20 protein-coding genes are annotated in these 19877 nt (G+C 44.5%); 8 read left to right on the top strand and 12 right to left on the bottom strand.

Features of this window, described 5'->3' with window-relative positions; genetic code table 11:
• Positions 1 to 8: 8 nt before the first annotated feature.
• The 3 genes from tmpT to MN199_RS03525 form a co-directional block, all read right to left on the bottom strand.
• Positions 9 to 656, bottom strand: a complete 648-nt coding sequence (tmpT, locus tag MN199_RS03535) for a thiopurine S-methyltransferase (protein WP_335738428.1) — start codon at positions 654 to 656, stop codon at positions 9 to 11.
• Positions 656 to 1654 (bottom strand): protease SohB, encoded by a 999-nt coding sequence (gene sohB, locus MN199_RS03530; RefSeq protein ID WP_335738427.1) that lies wholly within the window; start codon positions 1652 to 1654, stop codon positions 656 to 658. The genes tmpT and sohB overlap by 1 nt, the downstream gene beginning before the upstream one ends.
• Before the next feature lie 97 nt (positions 1655 to 1751).
• Entirely contained in the window at positions 1752 to 4229 is a 2478-nt protein-coding gene (locus MN199_RS03525) for a VolA/Pla-1 family phospholipase (RefSeq protein ID WP_335738426.1), read from the bottom strand.
• A gap of 221 nt (positions 4230 to 4450) precedes the next feature.
• Here MN199_RS03525 and MN199_RS03520 point away from each other — a divergent pair, with 221 nt between their 5' ends.
• On the top strand, positions 4451 to 5194 hold the full coding sequence (locus tag MN199_RS03520; RefSeq protein WP_418338067.1) for a YciK family oxidoreductase: 744 nt from the start codon (positions 4451 to 4453) through the stop codon (positions 5192 to 5194).
• A 55-nt stretch (positions 5195 to 5249) separates the two neighbouring features.
• Here the strand turns inward: MN199_RS03520 and MN199_RS03515 are convergent, their stop codons facing one another.
• Entirely contained in the window at positions 5250 to 5777 is a 528-nt protein-coding gene (locus MN199_RS03515; protein WP_335738425.1) for an H-NS family histone-like protein, read from the bottom strand.
• A 345-nt stretch (positions 5778 to 6122) separates the two neighbouring features.
• On the opposite strand from MN199_RS03515, the gene can reads away from it, so the two are divergent.
• The 4 genes from can to MN199_RS03495 all read left to right on the top strand — a co-directional run bounded on the left by can (position 6123) and on the right by MN199_RS03495 (position 10392).
• The gene (gene can / locus MN199_RS03510) at positions 6123 to 6779 is read left to right on the top strand and encodes a carbonate dehydratase (RefSeq protein WP_132582421.1); all 657 of its coding nucleotides are present in this window, start codon (positions 6123 to 6125) and stop codon (positions 6777 to 6779) included.
• Between the two features lie 78 nt (positions 6780 to 6857).
• Complete coding sequence (tsaA, locus tag MN199_RS03505; protein ID WP_132582419.1) at positions 6858 to 7568, top strand: tRNA (N6-threonylcarbamoyladenosine(37)-N6)-methyltransferase TrmO; 711 nt, start codon at positions 6858 to 6860, stop codon at positions 7566 to 7568.
• Positions 7537 to 8604 carry a Kelch repeat-containing protein gene (locus MN199_RS03500; RefSeq protein ID WP_132582417.1) on the top strand — a complete coding sequence of 356 codons (1068 nt, stop codon included), beginning with the start codon at positions 7537 to 7539 and terminating at the stop codon, positions 8602 to 8604. The genes tsaA and MN199_RS03500 overlap by 32 nt, the downstream gene beginning before the upstream one ends.
• Before the next feature lie 60 nt (positions 8605 to 8664).
• Positions 8665 to 10392: a proline--tRNA ligase gene (locus MN199_RS03495; RefSeq protein WP_335738424.1), complete on the top strand. Its 1728-nt coding sequence runs from the start codon at positions 8665 to 8667 to the stop codon at positions 10390 to 10392.
• A gap of 60 nt (positions 10393 to 10452) precedes the next feature.
• On the opposite strand, the gene MN199_RS03490 is transcribed toward MN199_RS03495, so the two are convergent.
• On the bottom strand, positions 10453 to 11865 hold the full coding sequence (locus tag MN199_RS03490; RefSeq protein ID WP_132582413.1) for a sodium-dependent transporter: 1413 nt from the start codon (positions 11863 to 11865) through the stop codon (positions 10453 to 10455).
• 190 nt (positions 11866 to 12055) lie between these two features.
• Here MN199_RS03490 and MN199_RS03485 point away from each other — a divergent pair, with 190 nt between their 5' ends.
• On the top strand, positions 12056 to 12355 hold the full coding sequence (locus MN199_RS03485) for a YciI family protein (RefSeq protein WP_132582411.1): 300 nt from the start codon (positions 12056 to 12058) through the stop codon (positions 12353 to 12355).
• A 23-nt stretch (positions 12356 to 12378) separates the two neighbouring features.
• Positions 12379 to 13395 carry a UDP-glucose 4-epimerase GalE gene (galE, locus tag MN199_RS03480; protein WP_335738423.1) on the top strand — a complete coding sequence of 339 codons (1017 nt, stop codon included), beginning with the start codon at positions 12379 to 12381 and terminating at the stop codon, positions 13393 to 13395.
• On the opposite strand, the gene MN199_RS03475 is transcribed toward galE, so the two are convergent.
• Positions 13392 to 14048, bottom strand: a complete 657-nt coding sequence (locus MN199_RS03475; RefSeq protein ID WP_335738422.1) for a response regulator transcription factor — start codon at positions 14046 to 14048, stop codon at positions 13392 to 13394. The genes galE and MN199_RS03475 overlap by 4 nt on opposite strands.
• On the bottom strand, positions 14041 to 15183 hold the full coding sequence (locus tag MN199_RS03470; RefSeq protein ID WP_335738421.1) for a sensor histidine kinase: 1143 nt from the start codon (positions 15181 to 15183) through the stop codon (positions 14041 to 14043). The genes MN199_RS03475 and MN199_RS03470 overlap by 8 nt, the downstream gene beginning before the upstream one ends.
• A 128-nt stretch (positions 15184 to 15311) precedes the next feature.
• Between MN199_RS03470 and MN199_RS03465 the strand changes: the two genes are divergently transcribed.
• Positions 15312 to 16076, top strand: a complete 765-nt coding sequence (locus tag MN199_RS03465) for a DUF2306 domain-containing protein (RefSeq protein ID WP_335738420.1) — start codon at positions 15312 to 15314, stop codon at positions 16074 to 16076.
• Between the two features lie 33 nt (positions 16077 to 16109).
• Here MN199_RS03465 and MN199_RS03460 read toward each other — a convergent pair whose 3' ends face one another.
• The 5 genes from MN199_RS03460 to MN199_RS03440 form a co-directional block, all read right to left on the bottom strand.
• Positions 16110 to 16484, bottom strand: coding sequence for a hypothetical protein (locus MN199_RS03460; RefSeq protein WP_335738419.1), 375 nt, complete (start codon positions 16482 to 16484; stop codon positions 16110 to 16112).
• A gap of 304 nt (positions 16485 to 16788) precedes the next feature.
• Positions 16789 to 17799 carry a 23S rRNA pseudouridine(2605) synthase RluB gene (rluB, locus tag MN199_RS03455; protein WP_335738418.1) on the bottom strand — a complete coding sequence of 337 codons (1011 nt, stop codon included), beginning with the start codon at positions 17797 to 17799 and terminating at the stop codon, positions 16789 to 16791.
• Positions 17799 to 18383, bottom strand: a complete 585-nt coding sequence (scpB, locus tag MN199_RS03450) for an SMC-Scp complex subunit ScpB (RefSeq protein ID WP_335738417.1) — start codon at positions 18381 to 18383, stop codon at positions 17799 to 17801. Before scpB ends, rluB begins: the two co-directional genes overlap by 1 nt.
• Positions 18383 to 19210 carry a segregation and condensation protein A gene (locus MN199_RS03445; protein ID WP_132582395.1) on the bottom strand — a complete coding sequence of 276 codons (828 nt, stop codon included), beginning with the start codon at positions 19208 to 19210 and terminating at the stop codon, positions 18383 to 18385. Before MN199_RS03445 ends, scpB begins: the two co-directional genes overlap by 1 nt.
• A gap of 21 nt (positions 19211 to 19231) precedes the next feature.
• Positions 19232 to 19852 (bottom strand): L-threonylcarbamoyladenylate synthase, encoded by a 621-nt coding sequence (locus MN199_RS03440; RefSeq protein ID WP_335738416.1) that lies wholly within the window; start codon positions 19850 to 19852, stop codon positions 19232 to 19234.
• Positions 19853 to 19877: the final 25 nt, after the last annotated feature.

The raw sequence follows: 19877 nt of genomic DNA, 5'->3' as shown, positions 1-19877 counted from the left end.
GCTACCTATTAAGGTAGAGTAATACGGTAGGCTGTTTCAACTAAACTTGTGGTCGTAAACCGGCGTTTAGCAAAGCCCTTGCCGGTTAAATCTAACCGAGCAAGGCACTCTATTTCAGCGCCAGAAAACAACTGCTCAATTTCAGTGTGCGTTACACTAAACGGTGGCCCTTGCTTCTCATGCTTTGGGTATTCCAAGCTAATTAGCAAAATAGTGCTGTTACTAGGTAATAACTGTTGTAGCTTAGCTGCATACTGCGCTCGCATAGCGGGTGGCAAAGCAATTAATGCTGCTCGGTCGTAAACTAAATTACAGCCGACAATCTGCTCGGGCGTTAAAGCAAAAAAGTCACCCTGCCACAAACGAATAGTATCGCTGTGATAACAAACAAATTCATGTGCTTGCCACTGCTCAAAAGGTATTGAACGCTCGGCAAAAAAATCGTTACAAGCAATTGCCGACAATTCAGCGCCAACCACCGGCAAATAACCAGCAAGATAGTGTAAATCGGGCGATTTACCACATAGTGGCACTAGCACTTTATGCTTACCGGGCAACACCGCGCTAAGGCACTGCTGCAATAACGGATGCGGGTCTTCAAGATGAAAACCCAGTTCATTATTTTGCCAGCGTTCATGCCAAAAATTAGCGTCCATTAACGTATCCAATAATGTTGTGCTAACTTTTGCCACCAGTGCGACATAACGCTAGCCGTGCCCATACCTACTTTTTCTGCAATGCCTTTGCGTAACTGGTACCTAACACCAAACACCTGCTTCTCTGTCATTTGTGACACAATATAATCATCACTGGTTTGTATGCTATCAACCAAATTCAGATCTAATGCTTGGTGGCCAAACCAATGCTCACCAGTTGCTACTGCATCAATATCTAATTTTGGCCGATGTTGCTGTACAAACTGTTTGAATAGGTAATGGGTATCTTCTAATTCCTGCTGAAATTTCTGCCGACCTTTATCCGTATTTTCGCCAAATACTGTTACGGTGCGCTTAAATTCGCCTGCAGTAAACTGTTCAAAATCAACATTATTTTTCTTCAGCAGCTTATTAAAGTTCGGTAACTGGGCAATAACACCAATAGAACCAACGATGGCAAAGGGTGCAGATAATATAGTGTTGCCAATACACGCCATCATATAACCGCCGCTGGCGGCTATTTTATCTATGGCTATGGTGAGTTTAACCTCATGTTTTCGTAACCTATCAAGCTGCGATGCGGCTAAGCCATAGCCATGTACTACACCGCCACCACTCTCCAAACGCAGCAACACCTCATCTTGTTTGGTTGCTATTGCTAATATGGCGGTTATCTCCTCTCTTAACGATTCAGTTTCGCGCGCATCCATGCTGCCATTAAATTCAATAACATACAGCTTGCTGGCTTTGGGCTCATTCTTAGCTACCCGCTGCGCTTTATACCATTGTTTTAACTGCTTTTTGCTTAGCATTTGTTGCTGTAAGTCTTCGATCATTAACTGATAGCGTTTGCTGAGATCAGTAAATTGTAGCTGGCCTTTTTTCGGCCGACTTTTCGCTACTGCTGCACCGGCAATTAAGCCAACCACTAATGCAATGGCCAGCACCAGCGTGGCAATTTTGGCAAGAAACAATCCATACTCATATAAAAATTCCAACGCAGTCTCCTTAATTAGTTTTTTGCCATTGTATCGGTTTATTGCAAAAGAAAAAGCCCAGCATTATAGCTGGGCTTGTAAGACGTTTCGGTATTGTTTAGTTTGCTGGTGCTAAAACACTCGCATTAGTTACAACAATAGCCGCACCTTTGGTGCTAACAAAGCTTGCCGTTTGCATCTGCATTTCAGCTGTTGCCGCAGCACTTGCCGTTGGATCTAATATAGACGCATGGTTACCAATATTAAAACGGCCTATTGAGTTGCTGCCGTTAATTAATTTAGCACCCGCAGTATTTTCAATGCCAGTTGCACCCAATAAACGCGCCAAAGGCTCGGTACCAGCTAACGGCATTTTACCTTTACTTACCGCTTGAATTGCCGAGAAAATGCCATTGGGCACAACCTGATCTGGCAGGGCATCTGCACCGTCACCTGCAACCTCAATGATATACACCGGCGTTGCGCTACTTACTAATTTTTGCGCGTAGTTATTTGGATCTCCGGCATCAATTACCGTTTGTGCCGCAAAAGCAAACTTACTGAAACCTGAATACAACGCAGCTACCGTTGTATCTTGACCTTGAGCACGCAAGTAGCCTTCAAACGCATTAAAACACGATGCAAATGGCGGAATTAAGGCGCCACCACAACCCGTTTGTGCCGTAGCAAACTGAACGTATGCGGCTTTAAGTTCAGGCGTACCAACACTGAATAATACCGATGACTTAATCAATGGACCAAACTGCGCTGACTCAAGCAAGAAATTAGCAATAGCGCCACCAGGCATAGCTAAGGTGGCGGTTTTTAGTGCATATAAACCATCAATTTGCGCTTTTTGCTCGTCGGTAAGCGTAGCACTTTGTACTGGCGTATTTGCGGCGCCAACCGCAGATGCACCAGAAATTGCACCTAATGAATGCCCCATAAACTGCACATCTGTTGGATTAATAACACCTGTTTGCGCTAAGTTACTGAAGTTAAGCCCCGCACGTAATCCGAGAATATCGCTAATACTCTGACGCACGTTATCACGTGTGGTTAGCAAGCTTTGTAAGTTCATATAATCCGTGGCGTCATGTGTTGATGCGTTAATAACTACCGTTTTTGTCACACCATCGGTTTCTACATCAACCGAAAAACCACGATCACCATGCAAGGTGTGGTCAATAGCCACAACGGCATAACCAGCCATCGACAACGCACCGGCTACAGCTAGCGCGTTAGTTTTGTTACCGGTAATACCATGTTGGAATATCACTACGGGCCAACCGCCAGCAGGCATAATCATCGCCGGTTGTTGTTGTAAAGCGCGAAGCATATTAATTTGCGCTAAATCCGGCACTGTCATCAATACCGGCACATCAGCAATTTGATTTACCTTAGGTACAGGGTTGAACTTTGTAATATGCCGAGCTTTATCAATACCCAGATTAAAACCAAGTAAGTTTGCTGGGTTTTGTAAGTCAGCTGGTGTTAAACCTAAATCTGCAAGGTTAACCAAGCCAGCTTGAATAGCACCCAACAAGGTAACAGGGCTATCAAATTGCGCCATCCAGCGGCTATTTAATGGTGCTAACGGGTTTTCGTCTGTAGGTACACCGCTAAAATAAGGTAGTTTAATTACGCCACCATAAACCTGTGCGCTGGTTGCTGCAGCATAGGCGGGGTTGCTTAAGTTTGCTTGATTAGCAGGAATAGCACCAGCCTGAACCAATGCATCAGCAACAGTATAACCTTGTGCTGCTAAGCCCATTGTAGGCCGCAAGCTTGGCTGAGTAAGCATTTGCTTAATGGTGTTAAATACAATATCGGTAGACTGAGTCGTTATAGCCGCCGTGTAAACTATACTGTCGCGATCTACACCTTCAGCTTCAACCACATTTTCAAAACTATTAATGAGTTGCTGTAAGGCCAACTGTGATGGCGTTGCAAGCGGTAGGCTATCTTTATCTTGTCTTACTAATTCATAAGTCGTTGATGGCGCAATAGCATTGCCAGCACTGTCTTCTAATATTGAGGTCAACACCACCATATAGGTTGTTGCAGCTTTAAGCGGTTTAAGTGGAATAACAGCGACGCTTTTACCGCTAGCGCCTGATAGAAAATCGACACCGAAGGTTAACTCGCCAACAATTTTGCAAGCATGGCCTTGCGTAACCGGCCGGCAATCGGCATCGGCAGAGGTAGCACCGCCAGATATAATTTCAAATATTTTTACTGCGCCAGGCAAAGATGCGGTAGCAGGATCAAGGCTAATGCCCGGGGCAAAATCGATATCAATAGCAAAAGGGTTCTGTGTTGACCAACCATCAAGCGCACCTAATGCCACCTGAGGATCAGAATAATCAGGTGATGCGCCACTATCAGTGGTTAATGTACCATCAGTGGTGCCTTGAAATAACAAGTCGTTTGGCACTGATAAACGCGGAGTAGCGGCACCCGGATCAAACACTACCCTAGAGTAAGTTTTTGCAGTGTTATCACCAATATCAGCTTTAATATCATCTAAAGACTCACCACACCCGGTTAACCCCAGTGCCAGAGCAACAGCCACACTCAGTGTCAGCTTGTTCATAGTTTCTCCCCTATCCTTATTTTGTCTTTTTTTATATAAAGCAAACCTATGCTTTATATATTGGAAATTTTTATATATAGCTGCAACAGCTACGACCAGTTAAAGTTAACTCAAACTTTCGCAATTCGCTAGCTGTAAAATACAGAATCCACGAAGAAAGGTGCAAAGTTGACTAATTGGGCGTATGCTTGCGCCGTTTTTGCGGCAACAGGTAAATTTTTATGCAAGATTATCAAGCAGCTACTGATGCACTAAAAGATAAAGTAATATTAATCACCGGCGCAGGCGATGGCATAGGCAAAGAAGCAGCCATGACTTATGCTCGCCATGGTGCAACGGTTATATTACTGGGTAAAACCGTAAGTAAGCTTACCGCTGTTTACGACGAAATTATTGCTATGGGTGCCAATGAACCCGCTATTATCCCATTAGATTTAAAGGGTGCCACAGCGAAACATTATCGAGATATGGCCAGCACCATTGAAGCTGAATTTGGCAAGCTAGATGGCGTATTACATAATGCCGGCATTTTGGGTGTGCTTAGCCCATTTGAACACATTGACCTAGATACTTGGCAAGATATTATGCAGGTTAACGTTACTGCTGCCATGCTGATGAGTCAGGCTTTGATACCGGTACTAAAGCGTTCAAGTAATGCGTCTATTGTATTTACTTCATCGGGTGTTGGCAGAAAAGGCCGAGCATATTGGGGGCCATATGCAGTGTCAAAATTTGCTACAGAAGGCTTAATGCAGGTAATGGCTGATGAATTTGAAAACAGCAGCATTAGAGTAAATTGTATCAACCCTGGCGCCACCCGCACTAAAATGCGCAGCCGTGCTTACCCAGGCGAAGATGTTAGTTTACTGAAAACACCAGCACAATTAATGTGGCTGTATTTATACTTAATGAGTAATGATAGTAAACACGTCAATGGTCAATCCTTAGACGCACAACCTAAATAAAAAACCGGCAATAGCCGGTTTTTTATTTATTAAGCTATTATTTGCTTAATAACCTTTATTTTTTGCTTAAAATCTCTTCACCATTCGCTGCCGCCCATTCGTTCCACGCGTCAACTTTAGCATTAAAATTTTCAACAGCTTGCACTGTGGCATCAGCAATTAAGGTATCTATTTGCTTAGCGTGCTTTTTGTCAACTTTAGCTAAAGGCATAACATCAATGCCACGATCTTGCAGGCTCTTTTTCATCGTATGAGTACGCAATAGCAATAATTCACCATGTTCAATATAGAAGTACTGATTTTCTTTATTAATGGTTTTAAATTTAGGCTTTGTTGGCCGCTTATCAGCCTTAACTGCGCTATCCATCGGCACTACTGCAGCATCATTATTAAGTTTGTAGCCTAACTGTTCTAAGGTGAAACCTTGTGATTTTGCTAATTGCTCTAGCTGTGTAATAAGCTCAACTTCTTTTTGCCGTTCAACCATAACCGCATTTAAGGTCTCAATAATATCGGTCAGTTTAGCCAGTGTGACCTCTTTCGCCGCTTTTCTCAGCTCGCGTTTATCTAACAAAATGGACATTGTAACCTCCTATCATAATTGGGATCAGAATAATTAAATTATAGAAAAAAATAAAGATATTATTGAAATTGTATTATATAAAAACACCACGCTCATTCAGCTTAGGTTAATGATAATATCAAATTACATTCTAGATATAATAAGCAGCACACAGAGTGCATATTACATTTAACGTTTAAACATTGTATAACATACTTTACTATATTCTTGCTAATGCAATAAACATGACCAAATAGTTTGTTTACCACCGAGCTAAGCGAAACTTTTCCAAATTAATCATTGCCGGTGTAAAAAAAGCAGGTAAAATTAGTATTCTCCTCGTCAACCTACACTCAAGGTAGAGCTATGCCTGCTTTTAAACAGCTGTTTATTAACAACAAAAACTGGGCTGACCGCATCGAAAAAGAGCAGCCAGGCTTCTTCAAGCAACTTTCAGAGCAACAAGCTCCTGAGTATTTGTGGATAGGTTGTTCAGACAGCCGTGTTCCTGCTAATGAAATAGTGGGCTTATTGCCAGGTGAGCTGTTTGTCCACCGTAATGTTGCAAACCTAGTAGTACATTCAGATATGAACTGCTTGTCAGTATTACAATATGCCATTGAAGTTCTTAAAGTTAAGCATATATTGGTCGTCGGTCATTATGGTTGTGGTGGTGTTAAGGCGGCTATGACCAAGCAACGCGTGGGCTTTGTTGATAACTGGCTACGTAATGTAAAAGATGTGTATGCCATGCACCGCGATGATGTAGACGCCTTTGCTGATGAAGACGATCGCGTTAATCGATTGATTGAATTAAACGTGATGGAACAGGTACGCAATTTATGTCATACCAGCTTTGTGCAAGAAGCATGGGAGCGCGGCCAACCCTTAACTATTCATGGCTGGGTTTATAGTCTGCGCAACGGCCGGGTAAAAGATTTAAGCGTTAGCCATTCTTCTATCGACAAGTTGGATAATATTTATACTATTGATTTAAGCGATTGCCACCTTAACGAAAAATAGCTATTTAAAAACAATATGCTACTTTAGGCTTTTATAAATTAGCACATTACGCACGTTAGTGTTTTACCTCAGGAGCCTATGGCAGCTTATCAATTTAATGTAGTTGGCTATATTCAATCGCCCTACAAACAAAAATTTGCCATTCCGCGCCAGCCGGGTCTTATAGCAGAAGCTACAGGTTATTTGGTGTTGGAAAATGAGTATAACGATGAGGCTATACTGCGCGGTATCGACAGCTTTAGCCACTTATGGTTGTTATTTGTCTTTCACGAAACTGCAGATAAAGGCTGGTCACCGATGGTACGCCCACCACGCTTAGGTGGTAATGCCCGTAAAGGCGTATTTGCGACGAGGGCAACCTTTCGGCCCAACCCAATTGGCTTATCAGTGGTAAAGCTAGACGGTGTAGAACGTAAAAACGGTAAGCTAATGCTTAAAATTAGCGGTATCGATTTACTGGATGGCACACCCGTTATTGATATAAAGCCTTACCTACCCTATTCTGACGCTCTACCAAACGCCGCTGGTGGCTTTGCTGATGCCGCGCCTAGCACCGCAATGACCGTCAGTTTTACCGAAACCGCCAGTATTTTTTGCCAACAGCAAATTCAGTATCCAGATTTACAGTTATTTATTGAAAAAGTACTAAAACAAGATCCACGACCGTCGTATAAAAAACAACGTGACGGCGAACAAAGTTATGGCATGACACTATATAACTACAATATAAAATGGACCGTTAACGGGGAACATAACCATGTTACTGAAATACATCAGCTACCTGAGTAGTTTGGCAGCTGCAACAACCTGTATTGCCGTATCAGCAGCAGCCTTACCCGATTTACCCGAACCGGTAAGCAATAATGCAGTAGCCAGCGTGCATATTCGCGGCAAAACTTACATTGCTAGCTTTATGGGTATTGGCCAAGGCAAGCAGCAAGCGGATATTCATAACAAAGTATTTATGCACACGCTAGGTGATTTCGGCTGGCACGATATGCCAGCAGTACCCAGCCAGCAACGTTTATCAGGGCGCATTGCGGCCAGTGCCGTGGCGTTGAATAATAACTTCTTTGTGTTTGGTGGCTTTAGCGTAAATACCGACGGTAGCGAGCAAACGGTGGCAGATAGCTATCGGCTTGACCCGATAACCAAACGTTATACAAAACTTAATGATATACCCGTGCCAGTAGATGATGCAGTGGCACTAACCTACCAGAACCGCTACATCTATTTAGTCAGTGGTTGGAGCGACAATGGCAACGTTAATTTAGTCCAACTCTTTGATAATTATACCCAACGTTGGTCTCAAGCAACGCCTTTCCCCGGTAACCCCGTATTTGGCTTAGCCGGTGCAATGCTAAACAATAAGATGTTGCTCTGTGATGGCGTAACCTTACAATATTATACTGACCGCAAACGCGAGTTTGTAAGCGAACCAGCCTGTTATTTAGGTAGTGTTGGTGACAACGCGAATAGTATAGACTGGCGAAAGGTGCCGCATCCGACTGGCACGGCGCGCTATCGTATGGCCGCTATTGCCAGTAAAGTAGATGGTAAAGATGTTATTGCTTTTGTTGGTGGCAGCACTAACCCATATAACTACAACGGTATTGGCTATAACAACGTCGCGTCAGCACCCAATAGTAAAGTATGGCTTTATTCTTTAACAGAACAGCGCTGGTTAAAAGCGGCCGATACTACGGCAGTAATGGACTTGCGCGGCTTAATAGATATTGATGGCAGTATATACTCTGTCGGTGGCATGACAGCCGAACAGCACGTTACCAATAAGCTGATCCAACACCAATTAAAACTCCAATAGAATTGCCACTGCCGCCTTGCTAGAATGGCGGCTATTTTTTAGCACCAATATGAGAATGCCATGCGCAGCAGCCAGTACTTATTATCTACCCTTAAAGAAACGCCAGCCGACGCTGAAGTTATTAGTCATAAATTAATGCTGCGCGCCGGTATGGTGCGCCGTGTTGCATCAGGTTTGTATACCTACTTACCTACTGGTGTGCGCGTGCTGCGTAAAGTAGAGCAAATTGTTCGTGAAGAAATGAATAAAGCCGGTGCTATTGAAGTATTAATGCCAATGGTACAGCCAGCTGAGCTATGGCAAGAATCTGGGCGCTGGGAGCAAATGGATGCAGAGCTACTGCGTTTTAAAGACCGGCACACTCGCGATTTTGTTTTAGGGCCAACCCACGAAGAAGTTATTACCGATTTAGTTCGTCGCGAAATTACCAGCTACAAGCAACTACCACTGAGCTTATATCAAATTCAAACTAAGTTTCGTGACGAGCGTCGGCCACGTTTTGGCGTAATGCGTGCACGGGAATTTTTGATGAAAGATGCCTACTCATTTCATTTATCACAAGACAGTTTGCAGCAAACTTATGATGCAATGTATCAAGCCTACTGTAATATCTTTACCCGTTTAGGCTTGAACTTTCGTCCAGTACTCGCCGACACCGGCGCTATTGGCGGCAGTATGTCGCACGAATTCCATGTATTGGCGGCCTCTGGCGAAGACGCTATCGCTTTTTCAGATGCTAGCGATTACGCGGCAAACATTGAAATGGCCGAAGCATTAGCGCCACAAGGCGAACCTGCAGCTCCTAGCGAAGTATTAACTGAAGTAGCCACCCCGAATGTTAAAACTGTAGCTGATGTAGCCACGCTACTAAATCAAAGCTCCGCCAAAGTGTGTAAAACCTTAGTCGTGTACGCAACAAAGGCGGATGCAAAAGCAACACAAACACTGGTTGCTTTGGTACTACGTAGCGATCACGAATTAAACGAAATTAAAGCGGAAAAACTTCCTCAGGTGCAAAGCCCATTAGTATTTGCCTCAGAAGAGGAAATTCGCGCAGCAATCGGCGCAGGCCCAGGCTCATTAGGCCCAGTTGCTAGCAAGATACCGGTGATTGTTGATCGCAGCGCCGCCCACCTTACCGACTTTATTTGCGGCGCAAACAAAGACGGTTATCACCTAACTGGCGTCAACTGGCAGCGGGACATCCAAGATTATACCGTAGCCGACATACGTAATATCGTTGAAGGTGATGCCAGCCCTTGTGGTAAGGGTAAATTAGTTATTAAGCGTGGTATCGAAGTAGGTCATATCTTCCAATTAGGTGACAAATACTCTCAGGCATTAAAAGCCGGTGTACTGAATGAAGAAGGCAAACATCAAATTATGACCATGGGCTGCTATGGTGTGGGTGTGTCACGCATTATCGCCGCGGCCATAGAACAAAATAATGACGAGTACGGTATTATTTGGCCAGATGCGATAGCACCATTTCAAATTGCGTTAATTCCGATGAACATGCACAAGTCGGTACGCATTGAAGAAGCCACCGTGCGCTTATATAACGAGTTAACTGCTGCAGGCTTTGAAGTGCTATTTGACGACCGTAAAGAGCGCCCAGGCGTTATGTTCGCTGATATGGAGCTGATTGGTATTCCACACAGCATTGTAATTGGTGAACGTAACTTAGATAACCAGCAAGTAGAATACAAAAACCGCCGCACCGGTGAAAAAGCAATGTTAGATATTCCTGGCGTTGTCGCAGCAATGCAGCAAAAGTTAGTAAAGTAATTTACTTATACCGATAAAGAAAGGCCGCAATTTGCGGCCTTTCTTTTATCTACTGCATGATCAAAACAGTAGGTTTTTACCAAAGAAAATAGTCGATACGGTATTAATAAAGATCACCGCCAAAATCAGCGGAATAAAAGTACCTAATGAAAAGTTAACATACTTTTGTAGTAACGAACCGCTAAAGCTAGGGTTCCCCTGACTAATCTCCGCGTCAAGGTTATGCTTCTTCCAGCGGTAAATAACGAACAGACACAGTAAGAAACCATTTAGCGGCAGAATAGTTTCGTAGAAAATATCATATACCAGATCGAAAAATGACTTATCTACCCCGCCGTAGCTTAGCAAGTTACTAAACAGCTCAACCCGACCAAAAGACAAAGCAGAAATAATAGCCAGTACAATCATCGCGCCACCAAGCACACATAATGCCGAGCGACGACTTACACCTTTACTATCCATTAAACTGGCTACCGGCACTTCGATAATAGATACCAGTGAGGTTAGCGCAGCAAAAAACACTAGTAAGAAGAAAAAACTAGCAACGAAGGACGCACCAAAATAACCAATATCTGCCTGCATCGCTAAAAATATTTTCGGTAAAAAGGTGAAAATCATACTGATACTAGATTCAGATAAGGTACTAATTTGAATATCTGGATTAAATGAAAACACCGCAGGTAAAATTAACAACCCTGAACAACAGGCTACCAACAAAGATAAGCCCGCCACCATTTTACCGGCGTGGACAATATTATTGTTTTTTTGAATATAAGAGCCGTAGGTAATTAAAATACCCATAGCCAGCGACAGCGAGAAAAATGCTTGTGCCAATGCGCCGTTTAGTACCTTGCCCGTTAACTTATCAAACTCAGGAATTAAGAAAAACTTAACACCTAACATGGCATTATCTAAGGTCATAACATAAATAACCAAAGCAATAAGCATGACAAACAGCATTGGCATTAATACTCTAGCGGCCTTTTCAATGCCTTGTTTAACGCCACCTTGTAATATAAGAAAAGTTAAGCCAACAACAATGGCCATATAGACAAATAGCTCGTTACTATTAATAAAAGCACCAAAGCTACTTGGATCAGCAAGTTCAGTTAGTTGCCCCAACACCGACTTACCTAAATAGCCAAAGATCCACACGGTAATAACTAAATAAAATACACCAATCATAAACGGCGTAATCACCGACATCCAACCCACAGTGCGCCAAGCGGCATTTTTACCAATGTCGGTGTAAGCACCCAATGGATTTTGTCTGGTATGACGGCCTAAGCTCATCTCCGCCAACATTATTGGCAAGCAGATAAAAAATACAAAAAAGGCATACATGATTAAAAAGGCGGCACCGCCATTTTTACTGGCCATAACCGGAAAGGCGACTAAATTACCTATACCTACTGCTGAGCCGGCGGCTGCCAGCACAAAACCGAGGCTTGAACTGAATTGTTCACGTTTCATCGCGGCGAAAACTCCCTGAAAATTTCTTATTAGAATTGATTATTATTTTTTTAAGCGCTCTGCATGCTAACAGGGTGTTGGGGTAAATCCTAGTGCTGAACCGGCCTTATACGCTGAATTCCATTGGCGAAAAGCCGACTTTCTGCTAAGGTTCGCGCAGTATTTATTCGCACGGCGCAAGGACACTAGTATGTTTTATATGATTTATTCTGAAGACGTAGCAGAGAGTTTAGATAAGCGCTTAGCCGCACGTCCGGCCCACTTAAGCCGCTTAGAACAATTAAAAAACGAAGGTCGTTTGCTAATCGCAGGGCCATTACCGGCAATTGACAGCAATGATCCTGGTAGCGCCGGCTTTAGCGGCTCTTTAGTTGTCGCTGAATTTAGCTCGCTTAACGCGGCAAAAGATTGGGCGAATGCCGATCCTTACTTAGCGGCAGGGGTTTATGCTCGCTCAACAGTAAAGCCGTTTAAAAAAGTATTGCCGTAAGGTCTAGTAACAAGGAGAGTACAATGGGCTATATATTACTAACTGGCGGCGCTGGCTATATTGGTAGCCACACCGCGTTAGAGCTATTAAATAGCGGGTACAAAGTTATTAGTTTCGATAACTTTAGCAATAGCTCAGATGAAGCCTTAAACCGCGTAGAGCAATTAACGAACAACGCCGCTATTAGTATTAAAGGCGATATTCGCGATGAACAAGCGTTAAAACAGCTATTTAGCCAATATGATATTAAAGCCGTAGTGCATTTTGCTGGCTTAAAAGCGGTAGGTGAATCAACCGAGTTACCCTTGCATTATTATGATAACAACGTTACAGGCACCGTTACTCTGTGTCGTGTAATGCGCGAATTTAACGTTAAAAAGTTAGTTTTTAGCTCTTCTGCTACCGTGTACGGCGATGCCAAGCACGTGCCCATTCCTGAAACAGCGCCCCGTTCAGCCACTAACCCTTATGGCCAAAGTAAGCTTATGGTCGAGTATATTTTACAAGATTTAGTTGCAGCAGAGCCTGACTGGGGCATTACGCTATTGCGTTACTTTAACCCAGTGGGCGCGCACAGCAGCGGTCGTATTGGCGAAAACCCCAACGGTATACCCAATAATTTAATGCCATTTATCTCACAAGTTGCCGTAGGTAAACGTGAACAGCTAAGTGTGTTTGGTAACGATTACCCAACCCATGATGGCACTGGCGTGCGCGATTACATTCATGTAGTTGACTTAGCTTTAGGCCATGTAAAAGCCTTACAATATTTAGAGCACAATAACGGTATTGAAGCGATAAACTTAGGCACTGGCGTAGGCTATAGCGTACTTGATATGGTAAATGCTTTTAGCAAAGTAAATAAGGTAGCGGTGCCCTATCAGGTTGTCGCTCGCCGGCCAGGTGATATTGCCACCTGTTACGCCGAACCGTCAAAAGCCAAAACCTTGCTGGGCTGGCAGGCAGAGAAAACGCTGGATGATATGGTGCGCGATAGCTGGCGCTGGCAGTCGGTTAACCCCGATGGTTACAAAAGCTAGCTAATCAACCCCAGCTCAAGTGCCAGCAATACAGCGCGGGTGCGATCGCGCACCCCAAGCTTTGATAGTATCGCCGAGCACTGGTTTTTTACCGTGCCTTCCGATTTATACAGCGCAGCAGCAATTTCTTTGTTGCTGTAGCCGGCCGCCATTAACTGCAGAATTTCCAGCTCTTTATCACTTAGCGGCTCAAGTTGTGCCGGCATAGTAAAGTCGCCCTTTTCACTGGCCTCGTTACTGCGCATTGCCCCCAACAGACGCTCGGTAATATTCGGCGCAAACCAGCTACCACCGCCTGCCAGAGTTGTAATGGCTTCTACCAGAGTTTCCAGCGACACATCTTTTAGCAAAAAGCCACGCGCGCCCAGCGTAATACTTTTTAACACCAGCTCGTGCTCATCAAAAGTGGTTAAAATCAGCACCGGTACGCTAATCCCAGCCTGTTTTAACGCTGCCAGGGTTTGTACACCATTCATTACCGGCATAGATAAATCCAGCAAGATCATATCCGGACTCAGCTGCTGGCATGCTGCTACTACGCCGCTGCCGTCGGCACACTCTCCTACTACCTCAACTTTGCCGCTCAAGCCGAGCAAGCTTTTAATACCATCACGGATCAACTTCTGATCGTCTACCAGTAATACCCTATGCATTGTCACTCTCTTTATATGGTAACGTTATGCTAAGTTGCATCGCCTGTTGTCGCGCGCTTAACGTCAAACTACCACCACATTCAGCCAATCTTTCCTGTATGCCTTTAATGCCGTTACCCGGCTGCCAGCTTGCAGGCAGCCGGCCATTATCAAAGATTGTCAGGTGTAATTTGCCGTCGTTAACAGTGGCATTGAGCTGAATTTCAGAGGCACCACTGTGTTTTAAACTGTTGCTTAATACTTCCTGCACAATACACAGTAAATGCTGCGCCTGCTGTAAATCGTTAAGCATAATATCAGCGGGGATCTGCAATGTTACCGCAAGCTTTTCCGGCAATAACGACACCAAAGGTTGTAGTGCATCCAATAACGCCATATCAGCAAACTGGCGCATAGTACTTACCGCCTCACGTACATCTGCCAGTAACAACTTGGCCAATTGGTGGCATTTATCTACCTGCAGCTTGGCTTCACCATCGGTTAAATGGCCGGCAACCTGCAATTGAATCGTCAGCGCCGTTAAATGATGGCCAACGACATCATGTAAATTGCGGGCAATGCGGGTACGTTCGCTTTGGCGGGAAGCCGCTTGCAGCAATTGCTGCGTTGCCTGTAATTGCTGATGCTTTTGCTCCAGCTCTTCTTTGGCCGCTTCGGCATCGCGGCTGGCACTTTGTACCAGCACAGCAAACAAATGAAAGCTACCGTATAGCAGCGCAGTGATCCACACCGCTTTGCCAGATTGCCACGCCACTATGCAATACCAGAGCGCGATAACCGACAGTGCCAATAGCAGTGCCAAAGCGGTACGCATCACAAAAGGCAACATCGCCGCCCAGATCACTGTCAGAATTATCACAAATTCAAAATTGCGCGCTGGTAACAGCCAGAGCAGCGCAAAGGCAACAAGCAATTGCAGCCACAACAATGGCGGGCCAAAACGGCCGCGCAGGCCAAAATCGCAATTATCCCGCGTTAGCACGACAAACAAGCCGCCGTACAGCAGAAATAAAAGATGCACCAGCCACTGGCTTTGGCCAGCCTGGATTTTTTGCAGCAGAAAAATGCTGATGCCATACACCAGCAGCCAGGTCAGCAAACCGGCCAGAGTGGCGAAATCAATTTTTGTTTTCATCAGCGCATTATGCGCAACAAGAAATTATCCGCAATAGGCCAGAAGTCATATCTGCAAATCCTGACTTTCGGCACCTGTGCCAGCATCTGCCAACGCGTAAGCTGTGGCTATTAATCAAGGAGGTTTTTATGTCAGTTTTTCACACTTCATTGCTGTATTTGCACATTGCGTTAGGCGCTGTTGCCTTACTATTATATTGGCTGCCTGTTATTGCCCGTAAAGGCAGCAAGCTGCATATCAACGCTGGCAAAGCGTTCTACTACATTATGTTAATCGTCGCCAGCTCAGGCATCGTAATGAGCCTGATGGGACTATACGACCCTGTTGGCATTTACACCGCAGGACGACAAATGAGTGCCGAACAAATCCAACGCATGCTGGTATGGCGGGTACCATTTTCGCAATTTTTGCTACTGCTTAGTCTGCTAACCTGGGTCACTGTGCGTCATGCCATTGGCGTGCTGCGTGCCAAAACAGATCGCCTTATACTGCGGCGTTGGTTTTATCAGGGGCCTGTGCTATTGCTGGTTCCAACTGCACTGTATGTTGCCTATCAAGGCATAACTGTGGGTATGCCACTGCTGATTATTTTCGCTATCGTCAGTCTTATCACCGCAACTACCATCAGCCTTTATGTTTATAAAGCTGAAGTAGCACCACGCGCTTGGATTATTGAACACTTTAGCGCCATGATTGGCAGCGGTATTGCTGTCTACACCGCATTTTTCGCCGCTGGTGGCCGCAGAATGCTGGCTGACTTGTTACCGGGAAATTGGCAACTGGTTAGCTGGCTGGCGGCGCCGGTGCTTGGGCTAACAGCTTTGATATTGCTGACCGGTTATTACAAACGCAAATATAAAGTGCAGCATAACAAGGCTTTACCACAGGGTTAAATATGAAGGGTGCGCAAAAGCACTGTGCATTGACTATTCATACACGACATTAAGCTGTGGCAGATGCTGCGCCAGGTAGTCTGCCACGGCTTGGTATTCGTCAATTGCAAATTGCCACTCGTCACCGTTATTCCAGGCCAGTTGAATAAAAGCAACGCCACGGTCAGGGTCTTTACCCAGCACCAACTTTTTCACATTGGCCGGTAAAACCTCACCGGCAATGCTTAACCGGTCATCTTGTACTGACAACTGATTAACAATACTACGCCGACTATTAGGCGATACAGAAAACACGGTAACGTAAGAGTAGAAAAGTATTGGCCCGCTAAAAAAATTTATCAGTTGTACGTTAATAAAATCGCCGCCAACCATCACTAATATCGGACTGATTAGCCAGAGAGTTAACACGAGTAACGCAAAAATTTGTCTATGCCGTTTCAATTGCCGCCAACCAACTAGAAAGCTGACTTTATTTTCCGGTCTAAGGTTTCTAAATATATTTGTTTTTCTCATCAATCGCCTTACTACTAACAACCTTGAGCTGTCGACATTATTGCAACCCAAAAGACACCATTGCAACGAAAAAATGTAATAAGATAAATACTAAACACAAGATAGAGTATCAGTAATACCTGGATTGAACTTAACCCAAGCAATATAAATTTATGCTTAAAAACAACAAAGGCGCATTTCGCGCCTTTGTTGTTTGATATTAACCTCTGCCTTCGCGGCTGGGCTTTTTACCATTAGGTTGCCGTACCGGCTTACCTTTGGGCTTGGCCGGGCCTCTGCGCCCTGCTGGTTTGGCGGCGTCTGGCTTAGCCGGCCTGGCTTCACTTGGTTTACGCTCTTTTGGCGTGCGCTCAGGTGTTTTCGCGGCGATATCGTGCTTACGTACCGCGCGTTTCATGCTGGCCATGCGCCGACGTCGCTCTACTCGGTCTTCATCTTTCACTAAGCTGGCTACTTCTAATGGCATGCTAACGAGTTTGCGTAAATAGTTTACGTCTTCCAGTGCATATTCGGCATAACCACCGGCAGGTAAATGTTTTGGTAGCAATAAATCACCATAGCGGATACGAATTAACCGGCTAACTACCGCGCCCTGCGATTCCCACATCCGTCGTACTTCGCGGTTACGGCCTTCGGTTAACACCACATGAAACCAACGGTTAATGCCTTCACCTGGTAGTGCTTTAACTTTTTTGAAATTAGCTTTACCATCTTCTAACTCAACGCCAAGGCGCAGCCGCTGTACCATGGCATCGTTAACTTCGCCAAATACGCGCACGGCATATTCACGTTCTACTTCAAACTTAGGATGCATTAAACGGTTAGCTAATTCACCATCGGTGGTAAATAACAATAAACCCGAGGTATTTATATCTAAGCGGCCGATAGCTATCCAGCGTGCGCCTTTAATATTAGGTAGGCGCGAAAACACGGTTGGCCGACCTTCAGGATCGGTGCGTGAACAAATTTCACCCTCAGGTTTATGGTAGGCTAGTACTCGGCAAATTTGCTCTTCTGTGCTGGCTATCTGTACCGGATGGCCATCAACGCGAATTTGTTGTTTCAAACCAACCCGATCACCTAATACCGCAGGTTTACCGTCAACGGTGACGCGACCACCGCTGATCCAGTCTTCCATTTCACGGCGCGAACCCACGCCGGCACGGGCTAATACTTTTTGTAGTTTTTCACTACCTGCTTTATCACTCATTAGTGTAATTCTCCTGTCGTCACGACGGTGTCAGCCAAATCCAAACTTAGCGTCTGAAATTCTGGCAAAGGGGGTAATTGGTTTAAATGTTTTAAACCAAAGTAATCTAAAAATTCTTTTGTGGTCGCGTATAGCCCAGGTCGACCGGGTACTTCTTTATGGCCAACGACTTTCACCCAACCACGATCCAGCAAGGTGCGGATTATTTGGCTACTAACCGATACGCCACGAATATCTTCAATTTCGCCACGGGTTATAGGCTGACGATAAGCAATAAGCGATAGCGTTTCTAACACCGCTCGCGAATAACGCGGCGAACGTTCTGGCCATAGCTTAGCTAAATAATCACTTAATTCTGGTTTGGTAACAAAACGATAACCGGAAGCGGTTTCAACTAGCGTAATACCTCGACCAGCATAATCTTGTAGCAATTGCTGTAGCGTGTCGGCTAAGCGTTTTTTGCTGACATTAAACTCATCTAGCACGGTTGTTTGCATATCATCTGCACTTAATGGCTTATCCGCAGCAAAAATCGCCGCTTCAACCAATTGCAATAACTGTGCGTCATTAATTTTCGCCGCCATTATGCCTCAGCTTGTTTCAATTTAACATGAATTTGCCCAAAGGCTTCGACCTGAATAATATCGACTAATTTTTCTTTAGTTAGCTCTAGCATGGCTAAAAACGTTACTACTACCCCTTGCCGGCCTTCGCTAACATCAAAACAGGCCGAAAACGTCAAGTAACCCTGATGGGCGCTAAGTAAATCTAAGATCCGGCTCATCCGCTCGCGGGTAGATAAATGCTCGCGCTTAACATGGTGATGCTGAAAATCTTTAGCGCGTTTTACAATATCTTTTAACGCTAAGGTCAGCTCGGCTAAATCAACTTCAGGTAAAATAATCAGCGGGGAAAAATTATCTGGCAGTGCGGCAGTGGCTTTAAAATGATCGCGTTCATCGCGCGGCAAGCAATCAAGTTCTGTAGCAGCTTGTTTAAACACTTCGTATTCTTGCAGACGCCGAATCAATTCTGCCCGAGGGTCTACTTCCTCATCAATAATTTCACTATGGCGTGGTAGTAATAGCCGCGATTTAATTTCGGCCAACATTGCCGCCATTACTAAATATTCGGCTGCCAGCTCAAAGTTTAAACCCTGCATTAAATCTATATATTCAATATATTGCAGCGTAATTTCATTAATCGGCAAATCAACAATATCAAATTTGTGTTTACGAATAAGATACAGCAGAAAGTCTAACGGGCCTTCAAAGGCATCAAGTAATATTTCTAACGCATCGGGCGGAATATATAAATCATCAGGCCGTTCCAGCACCGCCTCACCACGAACAAAGGCCAAGGGCAGCGGCTGCTGTACGGTTAAATTTTCTACCACTATGTCGTCTAACATTTTATGCTTCGGCTAACCACATTATAGAAATGGGGTTGGGTCGCCGCGTCCTTCGCGAACTACCACAGGTTCATCGTTCGAATAATCAATTACGGTGGTTGGCGCTTCGCCAATAACCCCACCGTGTAAAATTAAGTCGACCTGTTTTTCTAGACGCAGCCGCATATCTTCAGGATCACTCTCTGCAAACCGCTCACCGGGTAAAATTAAGCTGGTGCTAAGCAGTGGTGCACCGAGTTCTTCTAATAATGCTAAGGCAATTTTATTTTCAGGGATTCGCAAACCAATTGTCTTTTTCTTATCATTTAACAAGCGTTTAGGCACCTCTTTGGTACCGCGCAAAATAAAAGTATAAGGGCCTGGTGTATTGTTTTTAATTAAACGAAACGCAGTATTTTCTACCTTAGCGTATACCGATAGTTCGGTTAAATCACGACACAGCAAGGTAAAGTTATGGTCACCGCTTACTTGGCGAATTTGTAAAATGCGCTCCATAGCGCCCTTATCACCCACGTGGCAGCCCAGCGCATAACCGCTATCGGTTGGGTAGATTACTACGCCACCTTGCTGAATAATTTGCACCGCTTGTTTTAATAAACGCTGTTGTGGCGAATCTGGGTGAATATGAAAAAATTGGCTCATTATTGTTCTTCTTTCAATTATCTGG

It is taken from the genome of Rheinheimera metallidurans, assembly GCF_036983985.1.
Taxonomy (GTDB): Bacteria; Pseudomonadota; Gammaproteobacteria; order Enterobacterales; family Alteromonadaceae; genus Alishewanella; species Alishewanella metallidurans.
The sequence above is the reverse complement of the archived record's forward strand: the minus strand, read 5'-3'. Positions and strand labels throughout refer to the sequence as shown.